The 21347-nt window shown below is 71.5% G+C and carries 21 protein-coding genes and 1 pseudogene; 14 read left to right on the top strand and 8 right to left on the bottom strand.

The features are described 5' to 3' along the window. Positions 1–231 precede the first annotated feature (231 nt). The 7 genes from ACQEVM_RS14695 (at position 232) to ACQEVM_RS14665 (ending at position 7037) form a co-directional block, all read left to right on the top strand. Positions 232–2052 carry a glycoside hydrolase family 15 protein gene (locus ACQEVM_RS14695; RefSeq protein ID WP_433078710.1) on the top strand — a complete coding sequence of 607 codons (1821 nt, stop codon included), beginning with the start codon at positions 232–234 and terminating at the stop codon, positions 2050–2052. 1 nt (position 2053) lies between these two features. Continuing rightward, the gene (locus ACQEVM_RS14690; RefSeq protein ID WP_433078708.1) at positions 2054–3016 is read left to right on the top strand and encodes a cyclase family protein; all 963 of its coding nucleotides are present in this window, start codon (positions 2054–2056) and stop codon (positions 3014–3016) included. A 52-nt stretch (positions 3017–3068) separates the two neighbouring features. Beyond that, positions 3069–4649, top strand: a complete 1581-nt coding sequence (locus ACQEVM_RS14685; RefSeq protein ID WP_433078706.1) for a GMC oxidoreductase — start codon at positions 3069–3071, stop codon at positions 4647–4649. A 51-nt stretch (positions 4650–4700) separates the two neighbouring features. Then, positions 4701–5210: a gluconokinase gene (locus ACQEVM_RS14680; protein ID WP_433080017.1), complete on the top strand. Its 510-nt coding sequence runs from the start codon at positions 4701–4703 to the stop codon at positions 5208–5210. 83 nt (positions 5211–5293) lie between these two features. Beyond that, positions 5294–6031: a GAP family protein gene (locus tag ACQEVM_RS14675; protein ID WP_433078704.1), complete on the top strand. Its 738-nt coding sequence runs from the start codon at positions 5294–5296 to the stop codon at positions 6029–6031. 201 nt (positions 6032–6232) lie between these two features. Then, positions 6233–6706: a DUF6325 family protein gene (locus tag ACQEVM_RS14670; RefSeq protein WP_433078702.1), complete on the top strand. Its 474-nt coding sequence runs from the start codon at positions 6233–6235 to the stop codon at positions 6704–6706. Positions 6707–6749: 43 nt separating this feature from the next. Then, positions 6750–7037: an SHOCT domain-containing protein gene (locus tag ACQEVM_RS14665; protein WP_433078700.1), complete on the top strand. Its 288-nt coding sequence runs from the start codon at positions 6750–6752 to the stop codon at positions 7035–7037. Between the two features lie 30 nt (positions 7038–7067). Here ACQEVM_RS14665 and ACQEVM_RS14660 read toward each other — a convergent pair whose 3' ends face one another. Beyond that, positions 7068–8348: a ClC family H(+)/Cl(-) exchange transporter gene (locus ACQEVM_RS14660; protein WP_433078698.1), complete on the bottom strand. Its 1281-nt coding sequence runs from the start codon at positions 8346–8348 to the stop codon at positions 7068–7070. Between the two features lie 283 nt (positions 8349–8631). Between ACQEVM_RS14660 and ACQEVM_RS14655 the strand changes: the two genes are divergently transcribed. Further along, a complete protein-coding gene (locus ACQEVM_RS14655; protein ID WP_433078696.1) occupies positions 8632–10314 on the top strand; it encodes a BCCT family transporter in 1683 nt (560 codons plus the stop codon). Between the two features lie 103 nt (positions 10315–10417). On the opposite strand, the gene lpdA is transcribed toward ACQEVM_RS14655, so the two are convergent. Next, positions 10418–11821 (bottom strand): dihydrolipoyl dehydrogenase, encoded by a 1404-nt coding sequence (gene lpdA / locus ACQEVM_RS14650; RefSeq protein WP_433078694.1) that lies wholly within the window; start codon positions 11819–11821, stop codon positions 10418–10420. A 250-nt stretch (positions 11822–12071) separates the two neighbouring features. Between lpdA and ACQEVM_RS14645 the strand changes: the two genes are divergently transcribed. Then, positions 12072–13340, top strand: a complete 1269-nt coding sequence (locus ACQEVM_RS14645; RefSeq protein ID WP_433078692.1) for a YhgE/Pip domain-containing protein — start codon at positions 12072–12074, stop codon at positions 13338–13340. Between the two features lie 22 nt (positions 13341–13362). Here ACQEVM_RS14645 and ACQEVM_RS14640 read toward each other — a convergent pair whose 3' ends face one another. Continuing rightward, entirely contained in the window at positions 13363–13491 is a 129-nt protein-coding gene (locus tag ACQEVM_RS14640; protein WP_433078690.1) for a hypothetical protein, read from the bottom strand. Positions 13492–13717: 226 nt separating this feature from the next. Here ACQEVM_RS14640 and ACQEVM_RS14635 point away from each other — a divergent pair, with 226 nt between their 5' ends. Further along, entirely contained in the window at positions 13718–14545 is an 828-nt protein-coding gene (locus ACQEVM_RS14635) for a ribonuclease BN (protein WP_433078688.1), read from the top strand. 101 nt (positions 14546–14646) lie between these two features. Beyond that, positions 14647–14835, top strand: a complete 189-nt coding sequence (locus ACQEVM_RS14630; RefSeq protein ID WP_266968406.1) for a DUF6381 family protein — start codon at positions 14647–14649, stop codon at positions 14833–14835. 105 nt (positions 14836–14940) lie between these two features. Here the strand turns inward: ACQEVM_RS14630 and ACQEVM_RS14625 are convergent, their stop codons facing one another. Further along, the gene (locus tag ACQEVM_RS14625) at positions 14941–15207 is read right to left on the bottom strand and encodes a DUF6479 family protein (RefSeq protein WP_433078686.1); all 267 of its coding nucleotides are present in this window, start codon (positions 15205–15207) and stop codon (positions 14941–14943) included. A gap of 199 nt (positions 15208–15406) precedes the next feature. Between ACQEVM_RS14625 and ACQEVM_RS14620 the strand changes: the two genes are divergently transcribed. Both ACQEVM_RS14620 and ACQEVM_RS14615 read left to right on the top strand, forming a co-directional pair. Then, complete coding sequence (locus ACQEVM_RS14620) at positions 15407–15694, top strand: WhiB family transcriptional regulator (protein ID WP_433078684.1); 288 nt, start codon at positions 15407–15409, stop codon at positions 15692–15694. A 91-nt stretch (positions 15695–15785) separates the two neighbouring features. Beyond that, positions 15786–16151 carry an STAS domain-containing protein gene (locus tag ACQEVM_RS14615; protein ID WP_433078682.1) on the top strand — a complete coding sequence of 122 codons (366 nt, stop codon included), beginning with the start codon at positions 15786–15788 and terminating at the stop codon, positions 16149–16151. 20 nt (positions 16152–16171) lie between these two features. On the opposite strand, the gene ACQEVM_RS14610 is transcribed toward ACQEVM_RS14615, so the two are convergent. The 4 genes from ACQEVM_RS14610 to ACQEVM_RS14595 all read right to left on the bottom strand — a co-directional run bounded on the left by ACQEVM_RS14610 (position 16172) and on the right by ACQEVM_RS14595 (position 20512). Further along, positions 16172–16501 carry an STAS domain-containing protein gene (locus ACQEVM_RS14610; RefSeq protein WP_433078680.1) on the bottom strand — a complete coding sequence of 110 codons (330 nt, stop codon included), beginning with the start codon at positions 16499–16501 and terminating at the stop codon, positions 16172–16174. Between the two features lie 156 nt (positions 16502–16657). Beyond that, positions 16658–17005 (bottom strand): PRC-barrel domain-containing protein, encoded by a 348-nt coding sequence (locus ACQEVM_RS14605; protein WP_433078678.1) that lies wholly within the window; start codon positions 17003–17005, stop codon positions 16658–16660. Positions 17006–17136: 131 nt separating this feature from the next. Further along, a complete protein-coding gene (locus ACQEVM_RS14600) occupies positions 17137–18864 on the bottom strand; it encodes a thiamine pyrophosphate-dependent enzyme (RefSeq protein WP_433078676.1) in 1728 nt (575 codons plus the stop codon). A 64-nt stretch (positions 18865–18928) separates the two neighbouring features. Further along, the gene (locus ACQEVM_RS14595; protein WP_433078674.1) at positions 18929–20512 is read right to left on the bottom strand and encodes an FMN-binding glutamate synthase family protein; all 1584 of its coding nucleotides are present in this window, start codon (positions 20510–20512) and stop codon (positions 18929–18931) included. A 105-nt stretch (positions 20513–20617) separates the two neighbouring features. On the opposite strand from ACQEVM_RS14595, the pseudogene ACQEVM_RS14590 reads away from it, so the two are divergent. Next, positions 20618–21067: pseudogene (locus ACQEVM_RS14590) on the top strand (aromatic acid exporter family protein); the annotation flags it as partial. Positions 21068–21347: the final 280 nt, after the last annotated feature.

Raw genomic sequence — 21347 nt, 5'->3', positions numbered from 1 at the left:
CGGAGGTCTTCGCGTCCCACCGGGACGCCGGGACCAGTGAGCCGACCCGGCCCCGACCCGGGGATGCAGCCGGTTCGGGGCCCGGCGGACCGGCCGGCCCCGCGCAGGCCGCCCGAGGAGTGCGAACGGCTGCCCGAGGCCGGTCCGGGCACCGTGCGACGACGCAACAGGCACATCGGCCGCTTCTGGAAGATAGTGAGATCAGGGGATCTCCTTCGTCTGGGGACGCACATGGACCGATACCCGCCCATCGCCGAGCACGGACTCATAGGCGACCTGCAAACGGCCGCGTTGGTGACGTCACGGGGCGTCGTGGACTGGTTCGCGGCACCGCGCTTCGACTCGCCCAGCATCTTCGCCTCCCTGCTCGATCACGACCGGGGCGGATACTTCCGACTCGCGTCCAACGATTCCCAGGCCACGTGCAAGCAGCTCTACTACCCGGACACCGCTCTCCTGGTCACCCGGTTCATGTCGCCCGACGGGGTCGGCGAGGTCATCGACTGGATGACCCCGAACACCGGCCTCTCCCCCGCGGACCGGCACACGCTGATCCGGACCGCACGCACGGTGCGGGGAACCGTCAGCTTCGACCTGGAGTGCCGCCCGCGCTTCGACTACGCCCGCGCCGCCCACGAACTCGACGTGGCGCCGGGGATCTCCACTTTCCGCGCGCCCGGCGTGACCGCGTTCCTGCAAAGCACCTTCCCCCTGGAGCGGGACGGTGACGATCTGCGCGGGTCGGTCACGCTGAACGTCGGCGAGACCGCGGCGGCCGTCCTCACGGTCTGCGGCACCGGCGCCGAGGCGCCTCCCCCACTCGGCGTCGACGGGATCACCCAGGAGCTATGGGACTCGGCGGACTTCTGGCAGAAGTGGGTGCGCGGCTCCAACTACCGGGGGCGCTGGCCCGACATGGTGAACCGTTCCGCGATCACCCTGAAGCTGCTCACCTACGCTCCCAGTGGCGCCCCGGTCGCCGCGGCCACGATGGGCCTGCCCGAACAGGTCGGCGGCGAACGGAACTGGGACTACCGCTACACCTGGGTGCGCGACGGTTCGCTGTCCGTGCGGGCGTTGCTCGACCTCGGCTATGTCGAGGAGGCCAACGCCTTCGTGCACTGGCTCGGTGACCGCCTGCGCGAGACCGAGGGCAAGCCGGGCGAACCCCTGCAGATCATGTACCGGGTCGACGGGGAGCCCCTGCTCACGGAGGAGATCCTCGGGCATCTGGAGGGCTACCGCGGCTCGGCTCCGGTGCGGCTCGGCAACGCGGCCGCGGACCAGTTGCAGCTGGACATCTACGGCGAGGCGCTCTACGCCCTGTCGGCGGGGCACGAGGTCGCCGCCCAGGCCGGTTACCGCGGTTGGAAGGTGCTCTCCCGCACCCTGGACTGGCTGGCCGACTCCTGGGACCGCCCCGACGAGGGCATCTGGGAAACGCGCGGCGGCCGCAAGGACTTCACGTACAGCCGGGTCATGTGCTGGGCCGCCTTCGACCGGGGTCTGAAGCTGGCGACCGAGTTCAGCCGGCCCTGCGACACCGAGCGCTGGCGGACCGCCCGCGACGCCGTCATCGAGCAGGTGATGGAACGCGGCTGGAGCGAGTCCGCCGGAGCCTACGTGCAGCACTACGGCGGGGAGGACGTCCTGGACGCCTCTCTGCTGCTCATGCCCCGGGTGGGGTTCGTGAGTCCCCGGGATCCGTCGTGGCTGTCCACCCTGGACGCCATGGACCGCACGCTGGTGTCCGACAGTCTCGTCTACCGGTACGACCCCGCGGCGTCGCCGGACGGACTGCGCGGCTCCGAGGGCACGTTCAGCCTCTGCACCTTCCTGTACGTGGACGCGCTCGCCCGGGCAAGGCGACTGCGTCCGGCCCGGTACACGTTCGAGAAGATGCACACCTACGCCAACCATGTCGGTCTCTTCGCCGAGGAGGTGGGTCCCAGCGGCGAGCAACTCGGCAACTTCCCGCAGGCGTTCACCCACCTGTCGCTCATCACGGCGGCCTGCACGCTCGACGAAGCCCTCGACCGGCAACGCGACTGACGTGGCCGGCGAAGCGGTGCCCGAGGGCCCCCGGTCGCGGCCGGGAGCCCCACCGCGCCAGAGTCCCGCCGCATTCGAGGCGCTCTACCGGCGCCTTCGGGACCGGGCGACGAGCGACGTCCGGGGCGCGGTGGCCACCATCACTCCCGAGCACGTCAAGGCGGCGACGAACGAGATCCGGACCGGTCGGACGGTGACGCTCGCGGCGCCGATCGAGACCCGGCCCTCCCCCGACAATCCGGAGCCGGCCGCGCACAGACTGACCGGCCCGTCCCGGAACGAGGTCCACGCGCACGGACTCCACTTCGCCTTGGACCACTTCGAGATGAACGTGCACGGCAACGCCGACAGCCACCTCGACGCCCTCTGCCACGTCGTCTACGACGGGACCCTGCACGGCGGTGTCGACGCGGCCACGCTCACCCCCGAGGGCGCGGTGGCCCTGTCGGTGGACTCGGTCAGGAACGGCATCGTGGGCCGAGGGGTCCTGCTCGACATCCCCCGGCTGCGCGGCGTGCCGTGGCTGGAACCGGGTGACCACGTCACCGCCGACGACCTGTCGGCCGCCGAACGGAGCCAACGGGTCGAGGTCGGTGAGGGGGACCTGTTGTTCGTCCGGGTCGGCCACCGGCTCAGACGCACCGAACTCGGCCCCTGGGACGCCGCGACCTCGCGCGCGGGACTGCACCCGACGGCGATGGAGTTCCTCGCCGACCGCCACGTCGCCCTTCTGGGCGGGGACGGCAACAACGACACGGCGCCGAGCATCACGGACGGCGTGGACTTCCCGGTGCACGTCCTCGGCGTGCACGCCCTCGGGTTGTACCTCCTGGACTACCTCCGGTTCGAGGGCCTGGTGCCGCTCTGTGAGGAGGCGGGCCGCTGGTCGTTCTTCTGCGTGGTCGCGCCGTTGCGCCTGTCCCGGGCCACCGGTTCGCCGGTCAACCCCATCGCCGTCCTCTGACCGTCGGTCCGAAGGCGGGCAACCCCACACCCTCGACAGCAAGGTGGCCGCCATGGCCGACAACCAGCGATACGACGTCATCGTCATCGGCACCGGAGCCGGCGGCGGCACCATCGCCCACCGCCTCGCCCCGAGCGGGAAGCGCATCCTGATCCTGGAGCGCGGCGGGTACCTTCCCAGGGAACGCGACAACTGGGAGTCCACTGCGGTCTTCGTCAAGGGCAAGTACCGGGCGCCCGAGTTCTGGTACGACAAACACGGCGACCGGTTCCCGCCCGAGGTCAACTACTACGTCGGCGGGAACACCAAGTTCTACGGCGCCGCACTGTTCCGGCTGCGACCCGAGGACTTCGGCGTGCTGCGCCACCACGGCGGGCTGTCCCCCGCCTGGCCGATCGATTACGAGGACCTGGAGCCGTACTACACCGAGGCGGAACACCTCTACCTCGTACACGGCCGGCACGGCGAGGACCCGAGCGAGGGGGCGGTCAGCGCCCAGTACGCCCACCCGCCGGTGGAGCACGAGCCGCGGATCCAGCAGCTCAGCGACGACCTCACGGCCCAGGGGTTGCATCCCTTCCACCTGCCGATCGGGGTGAACCTCATCCAGGACGGGCGGGGCCGCGCCACCCACGAGAGCGTGTGCATCCGCTGCGACCGGGTGGACGGCTTCCCCTGCCTCCTCGGCGGCAAGGCGGACGCGCAGGTGATCTGTGTCGACCCCGCGCTGCGGCACGACAACGTGGAGATGGTCACCGGCGCCGATGTCCGCAGGCTGGAGACCGACGCCGCCGGCGGCACGGTCACCGATGTCGTCGCGCGGCTGGAGGACGGCACGGAGGCGCGCTTCAGCGCCGACATCGTGGTGGTGGCCTGCGGCGCGGTGAACTCCGCCGTACTGCTGCTGCGTTCGGCGAACGAGCGGCATCCCGGCGGCCTGGCCAACAGTTCGGACATGGTCGGCCGCCACTACATGCGGCACAACAACCTGGCGCTGATGGCCGTTTCGAAGGAACCGAACGACACCCGCTTCCAGAAGACCCTCGCGCTGAACGACTGGTACCTGGGCTCCGACGACTGGGACTTCCCGCTCGGCGGCATCCAGATGTTGGGCAAGTCCGACGCGGACCAGATCAAGGGCGAGGCGCCCCACTGGGCCGGACTGCTCTCGCCCGACATGCCGTTCGAGGTGATGGCCCACCACGCGGTGGACTTCTGGCTGTGCGGCGAGGACCTGCCCGGGCCGGAGAACCGCGTCACGCTCGACGCCAAGGGCGACGTCCATCTGGCCCTCGACGAGAAGAACAACATCGAAGGGCTGGAGCGGCTGCGGCACAAACTGCGCAAGATGCTCGACTCCCTCGGCATGCACCCTCACCATCTGCTCCCCCACAGCCTCTACCTGCACAAGGGGATGCCGATCGGCGCCACCGCCCACCAGGCCGGCACCGTGCGTTTCGGCACCGACCCGCGTGCCTCGGTACTGGACGTCAACTGCAAGGCGCACGACCTCGACAACCTCTACGTCGTGGACACCGGCTTCTTTCCGAGCATCGGCGCGGTGAACCCGTCCCTGACCGCCATCGCGAACGCGATGCGCGTCGGTGACGTCATCGCCGAGCGCCTGGGTTGAGGCGCGGTGGCCCCGGTCGCGGCCCGTACGGCGCCGACCGTCGTCGTGGTCATGGGCGTCTCCGGCTCGGGCAAGAGCACGCTGGGGCGGCTCCTCGCGGGGCGGCTCCACGTGCCCTTCGCGGAGGGTGACGGCTTCCACCCGGCCGCGAACGTCGCCAGGATGGCCGCCGGTCACCCGCTCGACGACGCGGATCGCGAACCGTGGCTGACGAGCCTCGCCGGGTACGTCCGCGAGACCACCCGGGCCGGGCAGAGCGTCGTGATGTCGTGTTCGGCGCTCAAACGGAAGTACCGGGATCGCCTCCGGTCCGCCGGTCCGGGCGTCTGGTTCCTGTACCTGGAGCTGGACCGGGAGGTCGCACGGGCGCGGGTCGCCCGTCGGGCGGGGCACTTCATGCCGGTCGCGCTCCTGGAGTCGCAGTACGAGGCCCTGGAGCCCCTGGGGGTCGACGAACCCGGGCTCACCGTGCACGCGGCCACGGCCGCCGACGCGGTCCTCGCCCGGGCCCAGGCGGCGATCACGCGTTTCGAGGCCCGGGGCCGGGCTAGGGGCGGATAGCGTCCGGGACGGCCCCCGGGCCACGAGGTGTCGCCGAACCGTCCTGTGTGTAGCGTCGTATGTGGTCCCACTCTGGGGGCGTCATGGTCCTCGACCTCCTGCTCATCGGGCTCGCCATCGCCCTCGACCCGCTGCCCATCATGGCGTTCGTGCTGGTGGTGACATCGGCGAGGGGCGTGTGGAAGGGGCTCGTCTTCATCCTGGCCTGGTTCGCGTGCCTGGTCGCGGTGATCGCCATCGTGCTCGCGGTGACCGGCGGCCAACCCCCGGCGCCCCGTTCCCCGCCCGGGGTGGCGGCGCTGGCGGTCAAGCTGGCCATCGGGCTCGGGCTCGTCGTCTACGGCCTCCGCCGCCGCCGCACGATGCGGCGGGTGCGCGCGGGCGCGACGGGCGGCGAGGACTCGGCGACCACGTCCGCCGGCGCGGGCGGCAGGGGCACCACCCTCCGGGGCCTCGACGCGGCGGGCGAACCCTCCGCGGCGACCGCCTCGGCCATGGAGTCGCCGTCGATGTGGGGGGCGGCGGCGCTGGCCGTCCTGCTCCAGCCGTGGGGCCTGGTCGCCGCGGGGGCGGTGACCGTGATCGAGGCGAACACCTCGCATCCGGCCACCTTCGTGGCCCTGTTCGGTTTCTGTCTCCTCGGCAGCGCGGGTCTGCTGGCCGCCGAGCTGTACATCGTGTTCTCGCCCGAGGCCGCTCAGGTACGACTGCACGGACTGCGCGCGTGGTTGGTGGGCCACAAGGAACAGGCGATCGTGGTCGGCTCGCTGGTGCTGGGCCTGTGGCTGACCGCGCAGAACATCTACCTCTTGACCGGGTGACGCCCGAGCCGGTCCGCGCGGCGGCGACCCGACGACCTGCCGAACAGGCGACCGGACCGAAGCCGGACATGCGGAGGCACCGGGGCGGTGTTGGAATGGCTGTAGACGACGTCCGCCCCTGCCCCGCGCGTGCCGGAACGCACGGCCCGCGCCCGCCGCCGCCGGAACGTCCTCCCCACACCCAGCCAGACGGGAGCAACCATGAGCAGCGAGGTCGAGGAACGTACCGGAGGCGGAGCCATCGAGGACATGGGCCCGGTGGACTATCTCGTGATCGAGTTCCCCGGGAACCGCATGACGGGTGAGGGGTTTCCCCTGCTCGTCGATCTCGTGGATCGCGGCGTGATCCGCATCCTCGACCTCGTCTTCGTCCGCAAGGACGCCGACGGTTCGGTGACGGCGGTGGAGCTTCGTGACCTCGGCGACGAGGTGGACCTGTCGATCTTCGAAGGGGCGTCCTCCGGTCTGCTGGACCAGGGCGACATCGACGACGCCGGCGGCGCGCTGGAACCGGGGAACTCGGCCGGGATCATCGTGTACGAGAACACCTGGGCGGCGCCCTTCGCCCGCGCCATGCGGCGTGCGGGCGCACAGCTCGTGGCGGCCGGACGGATCCCCGTCCAGTCGCTGCTCGCGACGCTGGACGCCATGGAGGACCCGACCGACGGACGGTGAGGGCGGCCTCGGCCGGCTCCGCCCCAGCTTGGAGATGAGCATCATGGCCCGACTTCTTCGCGGGATCGCCCGTACCGCCGTCGTCGCCGGAACGGCGACCGCGGTGTCCAACCGTGTGTCCCGGCGGCAATCCGGCCGATGGGCGGATCAGGAGGCCCAGGCCCAGGCCGAGCCCGCCCCCCAGGCGGCTCCGGTGGCGGCTCCGGTCGCGGCTCCCGGCGACGAGATGAGCAGCAAGATCGACCAGCTGAAGGAGCTCGGCACCCTCAAGGAACAGGGGCTGCTGACCGAGGAGGAGTTCGCCGCGCAGAAGCGCAGGATCCTCGGCTGACCCCGACGGCGTACGGACGGTGTGGCGCGCTCAGTCGCGCCACACCGTCCGTAGGCGCAGGCTGTCGTAGATCGGGGTGCTGCCCATCCGGTCGGCGGTCAGGGTCGCGGCGAAGCAGGCGGTCATCAGGGGAATCAGGAGTGAGGTCGCGCCCGTCATCTCGACCACGAGCACGATGCCGGTGAGCGGAGCGCGGACCACCGAGGCGAAGAGCGCGGCCATCCCGACGATCGCGAACGGCACCGCACCGGAACCGCCGCCCGGGACGAGGGGCTGCGCGAGCGCGTGTACGAGGGCGCCCCACAGGGCTCCCACGGCCAGCAGGGGCGCGAAGAGTCCACCCGGTGTGCGGGCCGCGTAGCTGAGCGGGCCGGCCAGGAACCGCACCAGGAGGTACCCGGCGAGCACGGGGACCACCGGGATGTCGCCGCCCAGCAGGCGCCCGCTCAGCCGGTCCCCGCCACCGGCCAGCTCGGGGTCGATGCCGAGCAGCAGGCCCACGACGGCGCCGATGGCGGCCGCTCGCGCGACCGGTCCGACCCGGGTGACGTGGTCGCAGAGGTCCAGGAGCCCGATGACGAGGCGGTTGTAGGCCGCCCCCAGGACGCCCGTGGCCGCGCCGAACAGCAGGAAGGCGGGCAGGAGCGCGAGCGGCGGGACGGGCAGGTCGGGGACCCGGAAGTCGAGCCGGTCGCCGACCACCAGGCGGGAGCATCCGACGGCGGTGGCGGTGCCGATGAGCGTGACGAGCACCAGGCGGGCCCTGACCGACTTGGTCACTTCCTCACAGACGAACAGCACTCCGCCCAGGGGCGCCGTGAACGCGACCGCGAGGCCGGCGCCCGCGAGCGAGGTGTGCAGGAGCCTGATGTCGTTCTCGTCCCTCCCCGTGCGGCGCCCCGCCTCGGCCCCGATGGCGGCGCCCATGTGCACGGTCGGCCCTTCCCGGCCCAGTACCAGACCCGAGCCGATGGCGATCAGGCCGCCGAAGAACTTGGCCGGCAGCAGCCACGGCGGCCGGGGGGAGCGTTCACCCCGCCACACGGCCTCGACGTCCTGGATGCCGCTGCCGGCCGACAGGGGGACCCGCAGGGCGATGGCGCAGGCCACGGCGGCGCCGGTGGCCGTGAGCACGGCCGGTACGAGCGGGCCGAAGCCGCCCAGCTGCTCCGACGCCTCCACCAGCGATCCGCGTAGTTCCGTCGCCCGCGCGAGGCACCAGCGGAAGCCTCCGCCGACCAGCCCGACGAGGCAGCCCGCGACCGCCGCGACGAGGTGGACGGCGATCCGGTCGCGGGACGCACGGGGCATGCGGTGACCTCCACCAAGCCGTGACCCGCGTCCGTCGGGTCCGTCGGGCCGTCGCGTCCGTCAGAGACTGGCCCGCGGTCCGCCTGCCGTTCCGGACCTCGCCGCGACCGCGCCGAAACCGTCCCCGACCGGGCCAACGGGCGGGCGTCTTTCACCTGCGGGGCGCGGTGTCCACGACATCGACGATCGGTGGCCGTCAGGACACCGACGAACGGGCGAAAGCGTGATAAGCCATCATCTCCACCCATATGGCTTTCTCGGCCTTGCGCGAAGGGGGAATTCGTTGTCGAACGATCCACCGACCGGCCCTCGTTCCCGAACAGACAAGGTGGTCTTCGGGGTCACGGCCGTGCTGACCCTGGCTTTCGTGCTGTGGGGTGCCCTGGCCACGGATTCGCTGGAGAGCGTGTCGAGCAGCCTGTTGAAGGGGCTCATCCACAACGGCGGCTGGGCCTTCATGCTCGCGGCCACGGGCTTCGTGGTCTTCGCCCTCTGGCTGGCCATCAGCCGCTACGGCGGGATCCGCCTCGGCCGGGAGAGCGAGACTCCGGAGTTCCGCACCGTGTCGTGGGTCGCGATGATGTTCAGCGCCGGCATGGGCATCGGCCTCATGTTCTACGGCGTGAGCGAGCCGCTGGCGCACTACGGGACGCCCCCGCCGGGCACCCACCCCGTCGATTCCGCCGAACGCATGCAGACGGCGATGGCGACCACGCTCTTCCACTGGACGCTCCACCCGTGGGCGATCTACGCGGTCGTCGGACTCGCCATCGCCTACAGCACCTTCCGGCGCGGCCGGCGCCAGACGATCAGCGCGGTGTTCGAGCCGCTCATCGGCTCCCGGCACGCGCACGGCGCGGCGGGCCGCGTCATCGACATCGTCGCGATCTTCGCCACCCTCTTCGGCTCCGCCGCCTCCCTGGGCCTGGGCGCCCTGCAGATCGGCAGCGGTTTCCGCGAACTCGGCTGGATGAGCACCGTCAGCACCGCGCTCCTGGTCGCCATCATCGCCGTGCTGACCGTCGCGTTCGCGGCGTCCGCGGTCTCCGGCGTGGAGCGCGGCATCCAGTGGCTGTCGAACATCAACATGGTGCTCGCCCTCGTCCTCGCGGTCTTCGTGTTCATCGCCGGACCCACCATCATCGTGCTCGACCTGCTCCCCACCTCCCTCGGCGCGTACCTCGGTGACCTGCCCCAGCTGATCGGCCGCACGGAGGCGACCGGCGGCGGCGAAGTCGCCGGCTGGCTGGGGAGTTGGACCGTCTTCTACTGGGCGTGGTGGATCTCCTGGACGCCGTTCGTCGGCATGTTCATCGCCCGCATCAGCCGCGGCCGCACGATCCGCCAGTTCATCGGCGGCGTCATCCTGGTACCGAGCACGGTGAGCCTGCTGTGGTTCGCCGTGTTCGGCGGCACGGCGATGAAACTCCAGGAGAGCGGCAGGCTCGGCAAGGAGACCACGCCGGAGGGGCAGCTCTTCGGGCTGCTGCAACAGTTCCCCGTTCCCACCCTGATGAGCCTGCTGGTGATGGTCCTCGTCGGCATCTTCTTCGTCTCCGGCGCCGACGCCGCGTCCATCGTGATGGGCACGCTCTCGCAGAAGGGCACCTTCGAACCGGCCCGGCTGGTGGTCGTCTTCTGGGGCGTGGTCACGGGGGCCGTCGCCGCCATCATGCTGCTCATCGGCAACGGCGAGGGCGACGCGCTCGCCGGGCTGCAGAACCTGACGATCCTCGTGGCGGCCCCGTTCACGGTGGTCATGATCGGCATGTGCGTGGCCCTCATGCGCGATCTGCGCCGGGACCCGCTGATCGTCCGGGGGGAGATGGGCAGGGAGGCCGTGGCCCAGGCCGTGGTCGCCGGACACGAGGAGTACGACGGCGACTTCGAGATCCGTATCGGGCCGGGCACCGGGCCGACGCCCACCGGTCCCCGGCCGCCGTCCCCGCTCGACGAGGGGCCGTAGCGGCGGGACGGGAGGGCCCGGCGGCCGGGCCCGACATCCGGCCCTGCGTGAGGTCGTCCCGGGGGCGCGGGGGTCCCGCGCCCCCGGGACGGCCTTCCCCCACTCAGAAGTTGATCATGTGTCCGGCGAGTCCGTGGACGGCTTCCTTGACCGCCTCGCCCAGCGTCGGGTGGGCGTGCACGTTGCGGGCGACCTCGTGCACGGTCAGGTCCCACTGCTGGGCCAGGGTCAGTTCCGGCAGCAGTTCGGTGACGTCGGGCCCGATCAGGTGGGCACCGATGATCTCCCCGTGGGTGGCGTCGCTGATCAGCTTGACGAAGCCGACCGGGTCGCCCAGGCCGTGCGCCTTGCCGTTGGCGGTGAAGGGGAACTTGGCGACCTTGACGTCGAAGCCCTTCTCCTTCGCCTGGGCCTCGGTCCAGCCGAAGCTGGCGATCTGCGGCTGGCAGTAGGTGGCGCGCGGGATCATCGGGTAGTCGAGTTCCATCGTCTCGGCGTCGGCGATGGTCTCGGCGGCGATGACGCCCATGGCCTCGGCGGTGTGGGCCAGCATGAGCTTGGCCGTGACGTCCCCGATGGCGTAGATGTTCGGGACGGAGGTGCGGCAGCGGCCGTCGACCTCGATCGCCCCGCGTTCGGTGACGCGTACGCCGGTGGCTTCGAGGCCGTAGCCGGTGACGTTCGGCGCGAAGCCGATCGCCTGGAGCACCTTGTCGGCCTCCAGCACCTTCGGGGCGCCGTCCTTGCCGGTGACGTGTACGCGCACCCGCGGGCCGGACTCGTCGATGGATTCGACCCTGGTCGAGGTCAGCACGTCGATCCCGAGCTTGCGGTACTGCTTGGCGAGTTCGGCGGAGACGTCCGCGTCCTCCAGCGGTGCGATCCGGTCGAGGAACTCGACGATGGTGACCTTCACGCCGTAGTTGTGCAGGACGTAGGCGAACTCGATCCCGATGGCGCCGGCGCCGGCGATCACGACGGACTCCGGGACGTCCTCGGCCAGGATCTGCTCCTCGTACGTCACGACGCGCTCGCTGCGCCGGGTTCCGGGCAGCAGCCTCGGGGTGGCGCCGGTCGCGATGACGCACTGGTCGAAGGACACCTCCCGGGTGCCGCCGTCCGGTTGGGCGACCCGCAGGGTGTTCGCGTCGAGGAAGGTGCCCCGTCCGTCGATCTCGGTGATCCCGTTCTTCTTCATCAGGTAGTGGACGCCCTTGACCCGGCCGTCCGCGACCCGGCGGCTGCGGTTGAACGCCTCCGCGTAGTCGAAGGTGACCTTGCCCTCCACCTTGATGCCGAAGGTCTTGGCCTCGTGGGTGAAGAGGTGGGCGAGTTCGGCGTTGCGCAGCAGCGCCTTGGTCGGGATGCAGCCGACGTTCAGGCAGACACCGCCCCAGTACTTCTCCTCCACGACCGCGACGCGCCGTCCCAGTTGGGCGGCGCGGATCGCGGCCACGTATCCGCCGGGTCCCGCGCCGAGTACCACGACGTCGAAGCGCTCGTCCATGTGCGTTCCTCTTCTGTCGGACCAAGTGTCAGGGCCTGTGCCGGGACACATCCTTCGACCCTAGGCCGTGCCGGTCCACGGCGGGGGCCGGGGGGCCGGTACTGCAACGGGGGGAGGAACGCGAGGCGTGCACCGGCGGACAGCCGTGCGGGCCGCATCCTGGCCTCTCGTACGGTCGGCACGGCGTGACCCGGTCGGCCGTCCCGCCCCGTTGCGCGGTCCCCGCACCGCCCGGAACCCACGGAGAACCATGGCCGAGCCCACCGCCCCTCAGGCCACCGCCGCGACGCTGGTGCGCCGCCCCCGGTTGTGGCTGGTGCCCACGGTCCTCACGGGGCTGCTCGCCCTGTTGCTGTCCCTGCTGTACATGGGCGGGATCGTCAACCCCAACTGGGACCTGCACGACCTGCCCATCGCCCTGGTCAACGAAGACACCGGCAAGCCGCCGGCCGGGCAGAAGGAGAACCTGGGCGCGCAGGTCACGGCGGCCATCGCGGCCGACACCGGCGGCGGCAAGGCCGATTGGCGCACGCTCACCCGCGCCGAGGCCCAGGACCAGCTCGACTCCGGCAAGGTGTACGGCGCGTTGGTCGTCCCGGTGGGGTTCACGAACACCGTCGCCGCGCTCACCACGTCACGGGCCACCGAGCAGCCGACGATCACCGTGCTCACCAACCCGGGCAAGGGAAGTCTCGGTTCCTCCCTCGCCAGTCAGATCACGACGAAGGCGGCGCACCAGGCGTCCCGGAGCCTCGGCCGGCAGCTCACGGCCGCGGTGGGCACGCAGTCGAGTCCCACCGTGGGGCTGCTGCTCGCCGACCCGGTGCACGTCGTCACCGGCGTCGGCCACCCGATCGGCGACAAGAGCGGTCTGGGCCTGACGGCGTTCTACTACACCCTGCTGCTCGTGCTGGCCGGATTCATGGGCGGCAACGTCATCGGCAACGGCGTCGACACCGCCCTCGGCTACGCGGACAACGAGATCGGCCCCTGGCACACCCGGCGTCCCACCGTGCCGATCAACCGAACGCAGACGCTCCTGCTGAAGATGGCGATGACCGCGGGCATCACCCTCCTGAGCGCCTCGCTGGTCCTCTTCGCCTGCGTCGTCGTCCTCGGCATGGACGCTTCCCACGTGCCCCTGCTGTGGATCTTCTCCTACTGCGCGGCCCTCGCCGTCGGCCTCGGCGTACAGGCGATCAACGCCGCGTTCGGCGGGATCGGCCAGTTGGTGTCGATGTTCGTGTTCATCGTGCTGGGCCTGCCCTCGTCGGGCGCCACGGTGCCGCTCCAGGCGGTGCCCGGCTTCTACCGCTTCCTGTCGCACTTCGAGCCCATGCGGCAGCTCAGCGACGGGGTGCGGGCCATCCTCTACTTCGACGCCCGGGGCGACGCCGGGCTGACCCGCTCCTGGATCATGATCGCGGTCGGCGTGGTGCTCGCCCTGCTCTTCGGTTTCGCCATGACCGGGTACTACGACCGCAAGGGCCTCAAGCGCCTCACCCCGCAGCCCGCCTGATCCATCCGTCTCCCGGGGCCGGCTACGTGCCGACGGTGTTCATCAGGATGATCGCCAGGAGGTCGGCGAAGATCACGGCGAGGATGCCGGAGATCATGAGCCACGCCCTGCGTGACTCCTCCCTGCGCGATTCGTCCATGTCCGTGTCCATGGCGTCACCTCCGGTCGGCGCACTGCCGGGAGCGCGGCCCGGCCGCATGAGCGTGCGGCCGGTCCCGCCCCCCCATGATGGGCCGGCCTTCAGCGTGTGCCACATCCGTCCCTCGGTCCTACGGTGGGAGCAGCAGTTGGAGCGGCCATGCGCGTCACACCCACCTCGCACCCCACGTTCTCCTCGCCACGCCGGCGGACGAGGCGCCTGACGTCCCCCTGCGGCGATGAACGGCTCTGAGGGGGCAGGCCGGCTGTCGGCCGCGGAACGGCTGCGCAGTGCGATCCGGCGCGCGCGGGCCGGGCGCCGGTGGGGACGCGTGCGGGAACTGGATCTGTGGCAACGATCGCTCGGGTTCGCCGCCCTCGGGTTCCTGACGCTGGTACCGCTGCTGATCGTCGTGTCCGCGGCGGACGCCGGAGGCGGGCAGGGGTTCGCGCAGTGGCTCGGGGACGGGCTCGGGGTGTCGGCGACCGCCAGGGTGGAGATCGAACGTCTCTTCGCCCTGCCGGGACAGGCGTGGCGGACCACGACGGCGTTCGGCCTCGCGCTCCTGGCCGTGTTCGGTCTGTCCTTCGCGACGATGTTGCAGAGCGGCTACGAACGGGTCTGGGACCTGCCCCCGGCCCGGTGGTGGGGCCGGTGGCGGCACGTCCTGTGGCTCGGCGTCCTGATCGGCGTCCTGTACCTGTCCGCGTTCTCCCCGCCGTGGCGCCACTCCCCCGCCCGCGGCTTCGTCACGGTCCTCATCGGCGTCCTGTTCTTCTGGTGGTCCCAGAGACTGCTGCTCGCCGGTCGGCTCCCCTGGCGCGCGCTGCTCCCCGGCGCGGTGGCGACCATGACCGGTCTGTTCGGGCTCCGGATCTTCTCCCGGCTCGTCTTCTCGCCGCTGATCGCGTCGAGCGCCGTCACCTACGGCCTCTTCGGAACCGTCCTCGTCATCCAGTCCTGGCTGGTCGGCGTCGGAGTCGTCGTGTTCGGCGGCGCGCTCGTCGGCCGGCTCCTGCACGACGAGCTGCCGCGCCGGCCTCCCGGCAGGCGGCGGGAGCCGTGAGGGGGCGACCCCGCCCGCCAGGGTGGCGGACGGGCTCGAGCCCTGTTTGGCTGGGGGAAGGCGGTACTCCCCGACGCAGTCCCCCGACCCGAGGACGGATCATGGGCAACGAGAGCCGGCCGAGCGCGCGAACACGGCAGATGCGTGACAAGGCCCAGGAACTGGAGCAGGCGGCCCAGCGGGCCACGGATCCGGCGGAACGGCAGCGGCTGACGGAGAAGGCCCTGCACATTCGCGAGAAGAGCGAGCAGGAGAACGGCCCGGGCGCCGGGACCATGGACCCCATGTGACCTCACGGCGCCCCCAAGGGCGCCTCACCCCCGGGAGCCGGCCGCGTGAGCGCGGCGACCGCCCGGCGCGCGGAGCCGGGCGGACGAGAGCGGCGGGGGCACGGCTCACGGGCGGGGGTCGGTGCCTCCCGCGGCCTCCCCCGGCGTCTGCCAGGAGTCCTCGCGTCCTCGCGCCGCGGGGGGCTGCTCGGTCGGCTGAGCCGGGGCCGCGCGCCGTGCGTTGCGTCGGCTGCCGTACCAGAAGGCACCGATCAGCAGGACGACCAGGACCACGCCGGCGATGACGAGGTACAGCGAGCCCTGGCCCTCGGCCGCGAGCGCGCCGGTGGCGATGTCGGAGGGGATCTCGGTGGCGTGTGCAATGGCAGTCATGAATCCCGCCTACCCGCGATCGGCGGACTTACGGCGGTGCGGTGACACGGCGCGCCACCAGCGACGACGGTCTCCCGACGCCCCGCCGCCGCCCTGGATCCCGGCGACGGACCCCGTCCCATGTTTCGAACAAGTCTTTGCGGTCAGACGGCCTTTGAGGAATGTGTTCGATGGACGCGGCCGTGGGAGAGCAATGGGGATGGCGAAGGTGTCACATCTGCCCGGGCGGGCGGAGCACCACTGGATCTGGCAGATGGAGGCCGCGTGTCGCGGCCTGGGCTCGGAGGCGTTCTTCCACCCGGACGGCGAACGAGGACCGGACCGGGCGATCCGCGAGGAAGCGGCCAAGGCCGTGTGCGCGGCCTGCCCCGTGCGGGCCCGCTGCCTGGAGCACGCCCTGAGCGTCGCGGAACCGTACGGGGTCTGGGGCGGGTTGACGGCGAAGGAGCGTCAACCGGCCGCCGACTCGCGCGCCGCGGCGGCCTGATCGTGCCCCGCCCCCGACGTTCGAGACCCGATCACGCTCGCGGCCGTCGGGCGTACTCGCCGCCGGAGCACACGTCTTGGGAGACGAAACCATGAGCGGACCGATCCGAGCGGACGCGACCGGGGCGAGCGCGTCGCAAGGCCCCCTGGGCTACCAGCACGCCTCGGGAGCGGCCTGGGTGGTCGAGGCGCGCGGAGAACTGGACCTCGAAACGCTCCCTCCGCTGGAAGCGGCACTCAGTCAGGCCGCGGCCTCCCACCACATCGTGATCCTGGACGCGCGGGGCGTCTCCTTCGCGGATTCCACGTGCCTGAGCGTGCTGCTGCGCGTGCGGCAGCTCACCGACCTGCGGATCGCCGCGCCCTCCCGTCAACTCGGGCGGCTGCTGGAGGTCACCGGCGCGGACCAGGTCGTCACCGTCCACCCCGACCTCGCCGCCGCGACGCTCCAGACCTGAGCCGCCGCCCGCGGGGCGGCTCACACGGCGCGCGCCTCGTCCACGCCGTCGGTGATGGTGAACAGCGCGCGGGCCTCGGTGAGTTCCAGGAGTCGGTTCAGCCGGGGCGGTACCGGACCGGCGAGGACCAGGCGGCCGCTGCGCAGCAGGATCACCATGTGGTTGAGCAGCGAGGAGTCGGCGAACGTGACCTCGCGGACGTCCAACACGATCCGCCGCAGGGACGGATCGGCGACGGCCGCCGCACTCGCCGCGGTCAGCGGTCCCAGGGTGTCCTGATCGAACTCCCCCACGCACGTGATCACACGGACCCCGCCGTCGTCCGGCAGCACCACCACGCCTTGCTCCACCTGCGACCCCTTAACGCGCCGGATCCCGGTCGCTCCACACGACAAGCCGTCCGCTGCCCGTTCCCGGGCAGCGCATCCGGTGCGAGGCTACCCCGGGCGACGGAATCGTGAACCGGCCGGCCGGGCCGCGTGTCGCGGGTGCCCGGGGTGGCGACGTCAGCCCTGGTCGCGCCCGTAGTAGTCGGCGACCCGGCTCCGGTAGGCGGCGTCTGCGCGGTGCTTGTCCTTGTCGTACTCGGGTGCGTTCTTGATCTGTTCCCTGGTACGGCTCACCCGGATCTTCTCCCCCTCCATGTCCACGCGCTCGATCGTCCCCGCGGGCAGGAGGACCTCCTTGCCGAAGATCCACGGCCCGGTGTCCACGACGATGTACGAGGACCCGACGTCCTCGGTGTGCGAGTCGACCTTGCCGATGTGCCCGTCGGCGGCCTCCACAGTGAAGCCGATCAGCACGGCGCCGACCGGGTAGCGGGAGTCGGGGCCGTAGCTCCACAGTTCGGACATGGATCCTCTTTCCTGGTCGCCCCTCGCACCGAGGGGACGCGGCCATGTTTCCCGGCCGGGACTCCCGCCGGCGGGCCTCGTACGGCGCCTGCGGCGAGAGTCACCCGGACGGCCCCGCGAGGCACCGCGGGTCAGCTTTCGCGGCTCGGCAGGATCTCCTTGACCTTGGCGATGGCGTAGCCCCACCCCTGGCTCACGGTCGGCTTGCCCGGCACGGCCACTTCCTCGGGATTGGTCAGCACGTCCAGCAGGACGGGGCCCGGGGTCTCGAACGCCCGGCGCACGCTGTCGTGGAGATCGTCCGGATCGGTGACACGGATGCCGGTGATGCCGAGCGCGGTGGCCACGGCCGCGAAGTCGGGGTTGTCCAGCTCCGTGCCGAACTCGGGGAGGCCCGCCTGCTCCTGTTCGAGTTTGACCATGCCGAGGCGTCGGTTGTCGAACACGACGAGCTTCACCGGCAGCCGGTACGTCTTGATCGTCATGAGGTCGCCGAGCAGCATGCTCAGTCCGCCGTCGCCGCAGAAGGCGACGATCTGGCGGTCGGGCGCCCAGAGCTGGGCCCCGAGCGCCTGGGGCATGGCGTTGGCCATCGAGCCGAGGTTGTACGAGCCGATCAGGCGCCGGTCTCCGCGCATCGTGACGAAACGGGAGAGCCAGACCGTGGCCATGCCGGTGTCGGAGGTGAAGACGGCGTCCTCGTCGGCGTACCGGTCCACCGCGGCGGCCAGTGCCTCGGGCCGGATCTGGTGGTCGCGGTTGTCCAGCGCCGCCCGCAGCCTGCCCGTCCACCGGTGCTCGTGGGCGGGGTCGGCCAGACGCCGCTGGCCCTCCTCCCAGCGGGTGAAGCGGTCCCGGGCGTCGTCGAGGTGCGTACGGTCGGGGACGTGGTTCAGCAGCGGGAGCAGGGCGCGCAGCGTGGCGCCCACGTCGCCGGCGAGGCCCACGTCCACGGGCACCCGGCGTCCCAGGTGTTCCTCGCGGGTGTCGATCTGGACCACCTTGCAGTCCTTCGGGTACCAGTCGCGGTAGGGGAAGTCGGTGCCCAGCATGAGGAGGGCGTCGCCGCCGTCGAGGGCGTGGGAGGCGGCGGGGTTGCCGATCAGTCCGGTCTGGCCGACCTGGAAGGCGTTGTCGTCCTCGAAGCCCTCCTTCGCCTTCAGCGTGAGGACCATGGGGGCGGAGAGCAGCTCGGCGGCCCCGAGCACCTCGGTACGGGCCTCGCGGGCCCCCCGTCCCACCAGCAGGGTGACCCGGGAGGCGGCGTTGAGGAGCTCGGCGGCCTCGGTGAGCGCCGGGTCGTCGGGGCGGGTGACGGCGCGGTCGAGGGCGAAGCGCGTGGGGCGGTCCTCGGTCAGCTCCCGGTCGCCCAGGTCGCCGGGGACGGTCAGGACGGCCACCCCGCCCCGGCTGACGGCGGCGCGCACGGCGGACTCCAGCATCCGGGGCATCTGGTCCGGGGAGGTGACGGTGGCCCGGTAGACGGCCACGTCACGGAAGAGCAGGTCGTTGTCGACTTCCTGGAAGTAGTCGCTGCCGATCTCGGCGAGGGGTACCTGGCCGCAGATCGCGAGGACGGGGGCGTGGCTCTTGGCGGCGTCGTAGAGCCCGTTGAGGAGGTGCACGGAGCCGGGTCCCACCGTGCCCATGCACACACCGAGGGTGCCGGAGAGCTGGGACTGGGCCCCGGCGGCGAAGGCGGCGGCCTCCTCGTGGCGGCAGCCGACCCAGCTCAGGTCGTCGGTGGTGCGGATGGCGTCGGTCAACGGGTTGAGGGCGTCCCCGACGACCCCGAAGACGTGCCGGACGCCCAGGTCCTTGAGTGCGTCGACGATCACTTGGGCGACGGTGCGTGCCACAGGAGTGCCCCTTCGGTCGGGTACGGCCCTCCGCGCGAGTGCCGGGTCGGTGGGTGGTGCCGGGTCAGTGGGTGAAGCGGTCCGCGTCGGCCGCCCGCCAGTCGGATGCCCAGCTCTCGGGCGCTGATGCGAGGAGTTGTCCGGGGGCGAGCCATTCGTGGAGTTCCGCGTAGGAACGCACGGTGTGCGGGTCCACCCGTTGCAGCAGTTGGTGCGGGCGCAGCCCGGACGGCTCGTCGACGCCCATCGCCGCCATGATCTGGAGGGCGCTCTTGACGGTGGCCTCCTGGTAGCGCTCGACGCGCCGGGACTTGTCACCGACGTCGACGGCGCGGGCCCGCCGCTCGTCCTGGGTGGCCACTCCGACGGGGCAGGTGTTGGTGTGGCAGCGCTGCGCCTGGATGCAACCGATCGCGAACATCATGGCGCGGGCGGCGTTGGTGTAGTCGGCGCCCTGGAGGAGTCGTTTGACGAGGTCGCTTCCGGTGGCGACCTTGCCCGCGGCGCCGATCCGGATCCGGTCGCGCAGCCCGACGCCCACGAGGGCGTTGTGGACGGCCATCAGTCCTTCGCCGAGCGGCAGGCCCATGTGGTCGGCGAACTCCAGTGGCGCCGCGCCCGTTCCGCCCTCGGCGCCGTCGACGACGATGAAGTCGGGGGTGGTGTCCTCCTCCAGCATCGCCTTGCACACGGCGAGGAACTCGCGGCGCGATCCGACGCACAGTTTGAATCCGACGGGCTTGCCGCCGGCCAACTCGCGCATCCGGGCGAGGAAGCGCACCAGTTCGCGGGGAGTGGAGTAGACGCGGTGGAAGGGTGGCGAGATCACCGTCTTCCCCTGGGGGACCCCGCGCACCTTCGCGATCTCCGCGTTCACCTTGGCCCCGGGCAGCACCCCGCCGATGCCGGGCTTGGCGCCCTGACTGATCTTCAACGACACGCACTTGACGTTCTCGTGCGCGGCTTTCCGCGCGAACTGCCGTTCGTCGAAGTCCCCGTCGTCCGTCCGGCAGCCGAAGTAGCCGGTGCCGATCTCCCAGACGAGGTCCCCGCCGGGGCGCAGGTGGTACTCGGACAGGCCGCCCTCGCCGGTGTCGTGGGCGAAACCGCCGCGCCGGGCACCGGTGTTGAGGGCGAGTACGGCGTTGGCGGACAACGAACCGAAGCTCATGGCCGAGACGTTGAGCAGGGCCATGTCGTACGGCCGGGTGCAGTCGGGGCCCCCGATCCGGACCCGGGGCGCGTCGGTGCGCACGGGTCGGGGGGCCATGGAGGGGGTGAGGTACTCGCTCCCGGGCCGGTAGAGGTCGCGTTCGGTGCCGAACGGCTCCTCGGCGTCGGTGCCCTTGGCGCGCTCGTAGACGATGCTGCGGGTGTCGCGGTCGAAGGGGCGGCCGTCGAAGTTCCGCTCGATGAAGTACTGCTGGAGTTCCGGCCGCAGCGCCTCCAGCGCGTAGCGCAGGTGCCCGAGCAGCGGATAGTTGCGCAGCAGGGAGTGCCGGCGTTGCACGAGGTCGTGGACGGCGACCGCCGCGAGCGGGAGCAGGGGGACGGCGAGCGCCCACCACCACGGCGAGGCCAGGACGGCTGCGACGCACGCACCCGCCGCGAACGTGGCGAGGAGGGCCACCGGAAGTATCTTCAGCACGTCGGCCGTGTGTCCCGAAGCCCGACCGCCAACCCCCTTTCACAGCGCGGTGATCGTCACGTTTGCCGTGACCCGGCAGGGCATACGCCACGTCGGAGGTGGGGGATGCCCGAGTGGAGCAAGCTGCCGGGAACGGTGAGGACCACGTGTACGGAGGCCGCCGGACGTGTCCGGCGGGGGGTGCTGCACCAGGGGAGCGAGCGCGACGTCCTGGTATTGGGAGCGAAGACCGTGGTGGCGGCCATGGCGGCGTGGATGTCGGCCCGTCACTTCCTGCCGGCCGCGGTGGCCACGTTCGCCCCGTTCACCGCGCTCGTGGCTCTCCAGACGACGGTGTACCGCTCGGTGCGGCACTGCGCGCAGTACCTGATCGCGATGGCGGTGGGGGCGGCCCTCGCCGCCTCGTTGGCGGCCGTCGCCGGCATCCACGGCTGGACCTTCGGGGTGCTCACCCTCGCCGCACTCGCGCTCGGCCGTGTCCGGCGCCTGGGCGAACAGGGCACCCAGGTCGCGATCGTGGGCTTCTTCGCCTTCTCCTCCGGACAGGGCAGGATCGACTACATCGGCCATCTCGTCGCCTCCGTCGTCATCGGCGCGCTCTGCGGGCTCACGGCCCACCTCGTCCTCGCGCCCGCCCGGCACACCCGTCACCGGCAGGAGGCCGTGGCCGACCTGTACGAGGGCGTCTGCCGGCGCGTGAACGTACTGGCCGACACGATCGACTCCGAGAACCCGGACGCGGCCCGCGTGGAGCAGTTGCGCCATGACTGGCGGCGGCTGTCCGCGGACGCCGACCGGATCCGGCACGCCATCGACGCGGAGACGGAGAACGGCC

Origin of the sequence: Streptomyces sp. CA-243310, from assembly GCF_050936775.1 — a bacterium.
Lineage (GTDB): Bacteria > Actinomycetota > Actinomycetes > Streptomycetales > Streptomycetaceae > Streptomyces.
The sequence above is the reverse complement of the archived record's forward strand: the minus strand, read 5'-3'. Positions and strand labels throughout refer to the sequence as shown.

Excerpts from the sequence above, each read along its gene's own strand:
- ACQEVM_RS14695 (WP_433078710.1), top strand. The coding sequence starts at position 232 with ATGGACCGATACCCGCCCATCGCCGAGCACGGACTCATAGGCGACCTG.
- ACQEVM_RS14685 (WP_433078706.1), top strand. The coding sequence starts at position 3,069 with ATGGCCGACAACCAGCGATACGACGTCATCGTCATCGGCACCGGAGCC.
- ACQEVM_RS14680 (WP_433080017.1), top strand. The coding sequence starts at position 4,701 with ATGGGCGTCTCCGGCTCGGGCAAGAGCACGCTGGGGCGGCTCCTCGCG.
- ACQEVM_RS14675 (WP_433078704.1), top strand. The coding sequence starts at position 5,294 with ATGGTCCTCGACCTCCTGCTCATCGGGCTCGCCATCGCCCTCGACCCG.
- ACQEVM_RS14670 (WP_433078702.1), top strand. The coding sequence starts at position 6,233 with ATGAGCAGCGAGGTCGAGGAACGTACCGGAGGCGGAGCCATCGAGGAC.
- ACQEVM_RS14665 (WP_433078700.1), top strand. The coding sequence starts at position 6,750 with ATGGCCCGACTTCTTCGCGGGATCGCCCGTACCGCCGTCGTCGCCGGA.
- ACQEVM_RS14660 (WP_433078698.1), bottom strand. The coding sequence starts at position 8,348 with ATGCCCCGTGCGTCCCGCGACCGGATCGCCGTCCACCTCGTCGCGGCG.
- lpdA (WP_433078694.1), bottom strand. The coding sequence starts at position 11,821 with ATGGACGAGCGCTTCGACGTCGTGGTACTCGGCGCGGGACCCGGCGGA.
- ACQEVM_RS14645 (WP_433078692.1), top strand. The coding sequence starts at position 12,072 with ATGGCCGAGCCCACCGCCCCTCAGGCCACCGCCGCGACGCTGGTGCGC.
- ACQEVM_RS14640 (WP_433078690.1), bottom strand. The coding sequence starts at position 13,491 with ATGGACACGGACATGGACGAATCGCGCAGGGAGGAGTCACGCAGGGCG.
- ACQEVM_RS14635 (WP_433078688.1), top strand. The coding sequence starts at position 13,718 with ATGAACGGCTCTGAGGGGGCAGGCCGGCTGTCGGCCGCGGAACGGCTG.
- ACQEVM_RS14630 (WP_266968406.1), top strand. The coding sequence starts at position 14,647 with ATGGGCAACGAGAGCCGGCCGAGCGCGCGAACACGGCAGATGCGTGAC.
- ACQEVM_RS14625 (WP_433078686.1), bottom strand. The coding sequence starts at position 15,207 with ATGACTGCCATTGCACACGCCACCGAGATCCCCTCCGACATCGCCACC.
- ACQEVM_RS14620 (WP_433078684.1), top strand. The coding sequence starts at position 15,407 with ATGGCGAAGGTGTCACATCTGCCCGGGCGGGCGGAGCACCACTGGATC.
- ACQEVM_RS14615 (WP_433078682.1), top strand. The coding sequence starts at position 15,786 with ATGAGCGGACCGATCCGAGCGGACGCGACCGGGGCGAGCGCGTCGCAA.
- ACQEVM_RS14605 (WP_433078678.1), bottom strand. The coding sequence starts at position 17,005 with ATGTCCGAACTGTGGAGCTACGGCCCCGACTCCCGCTACCCGGTCGGC.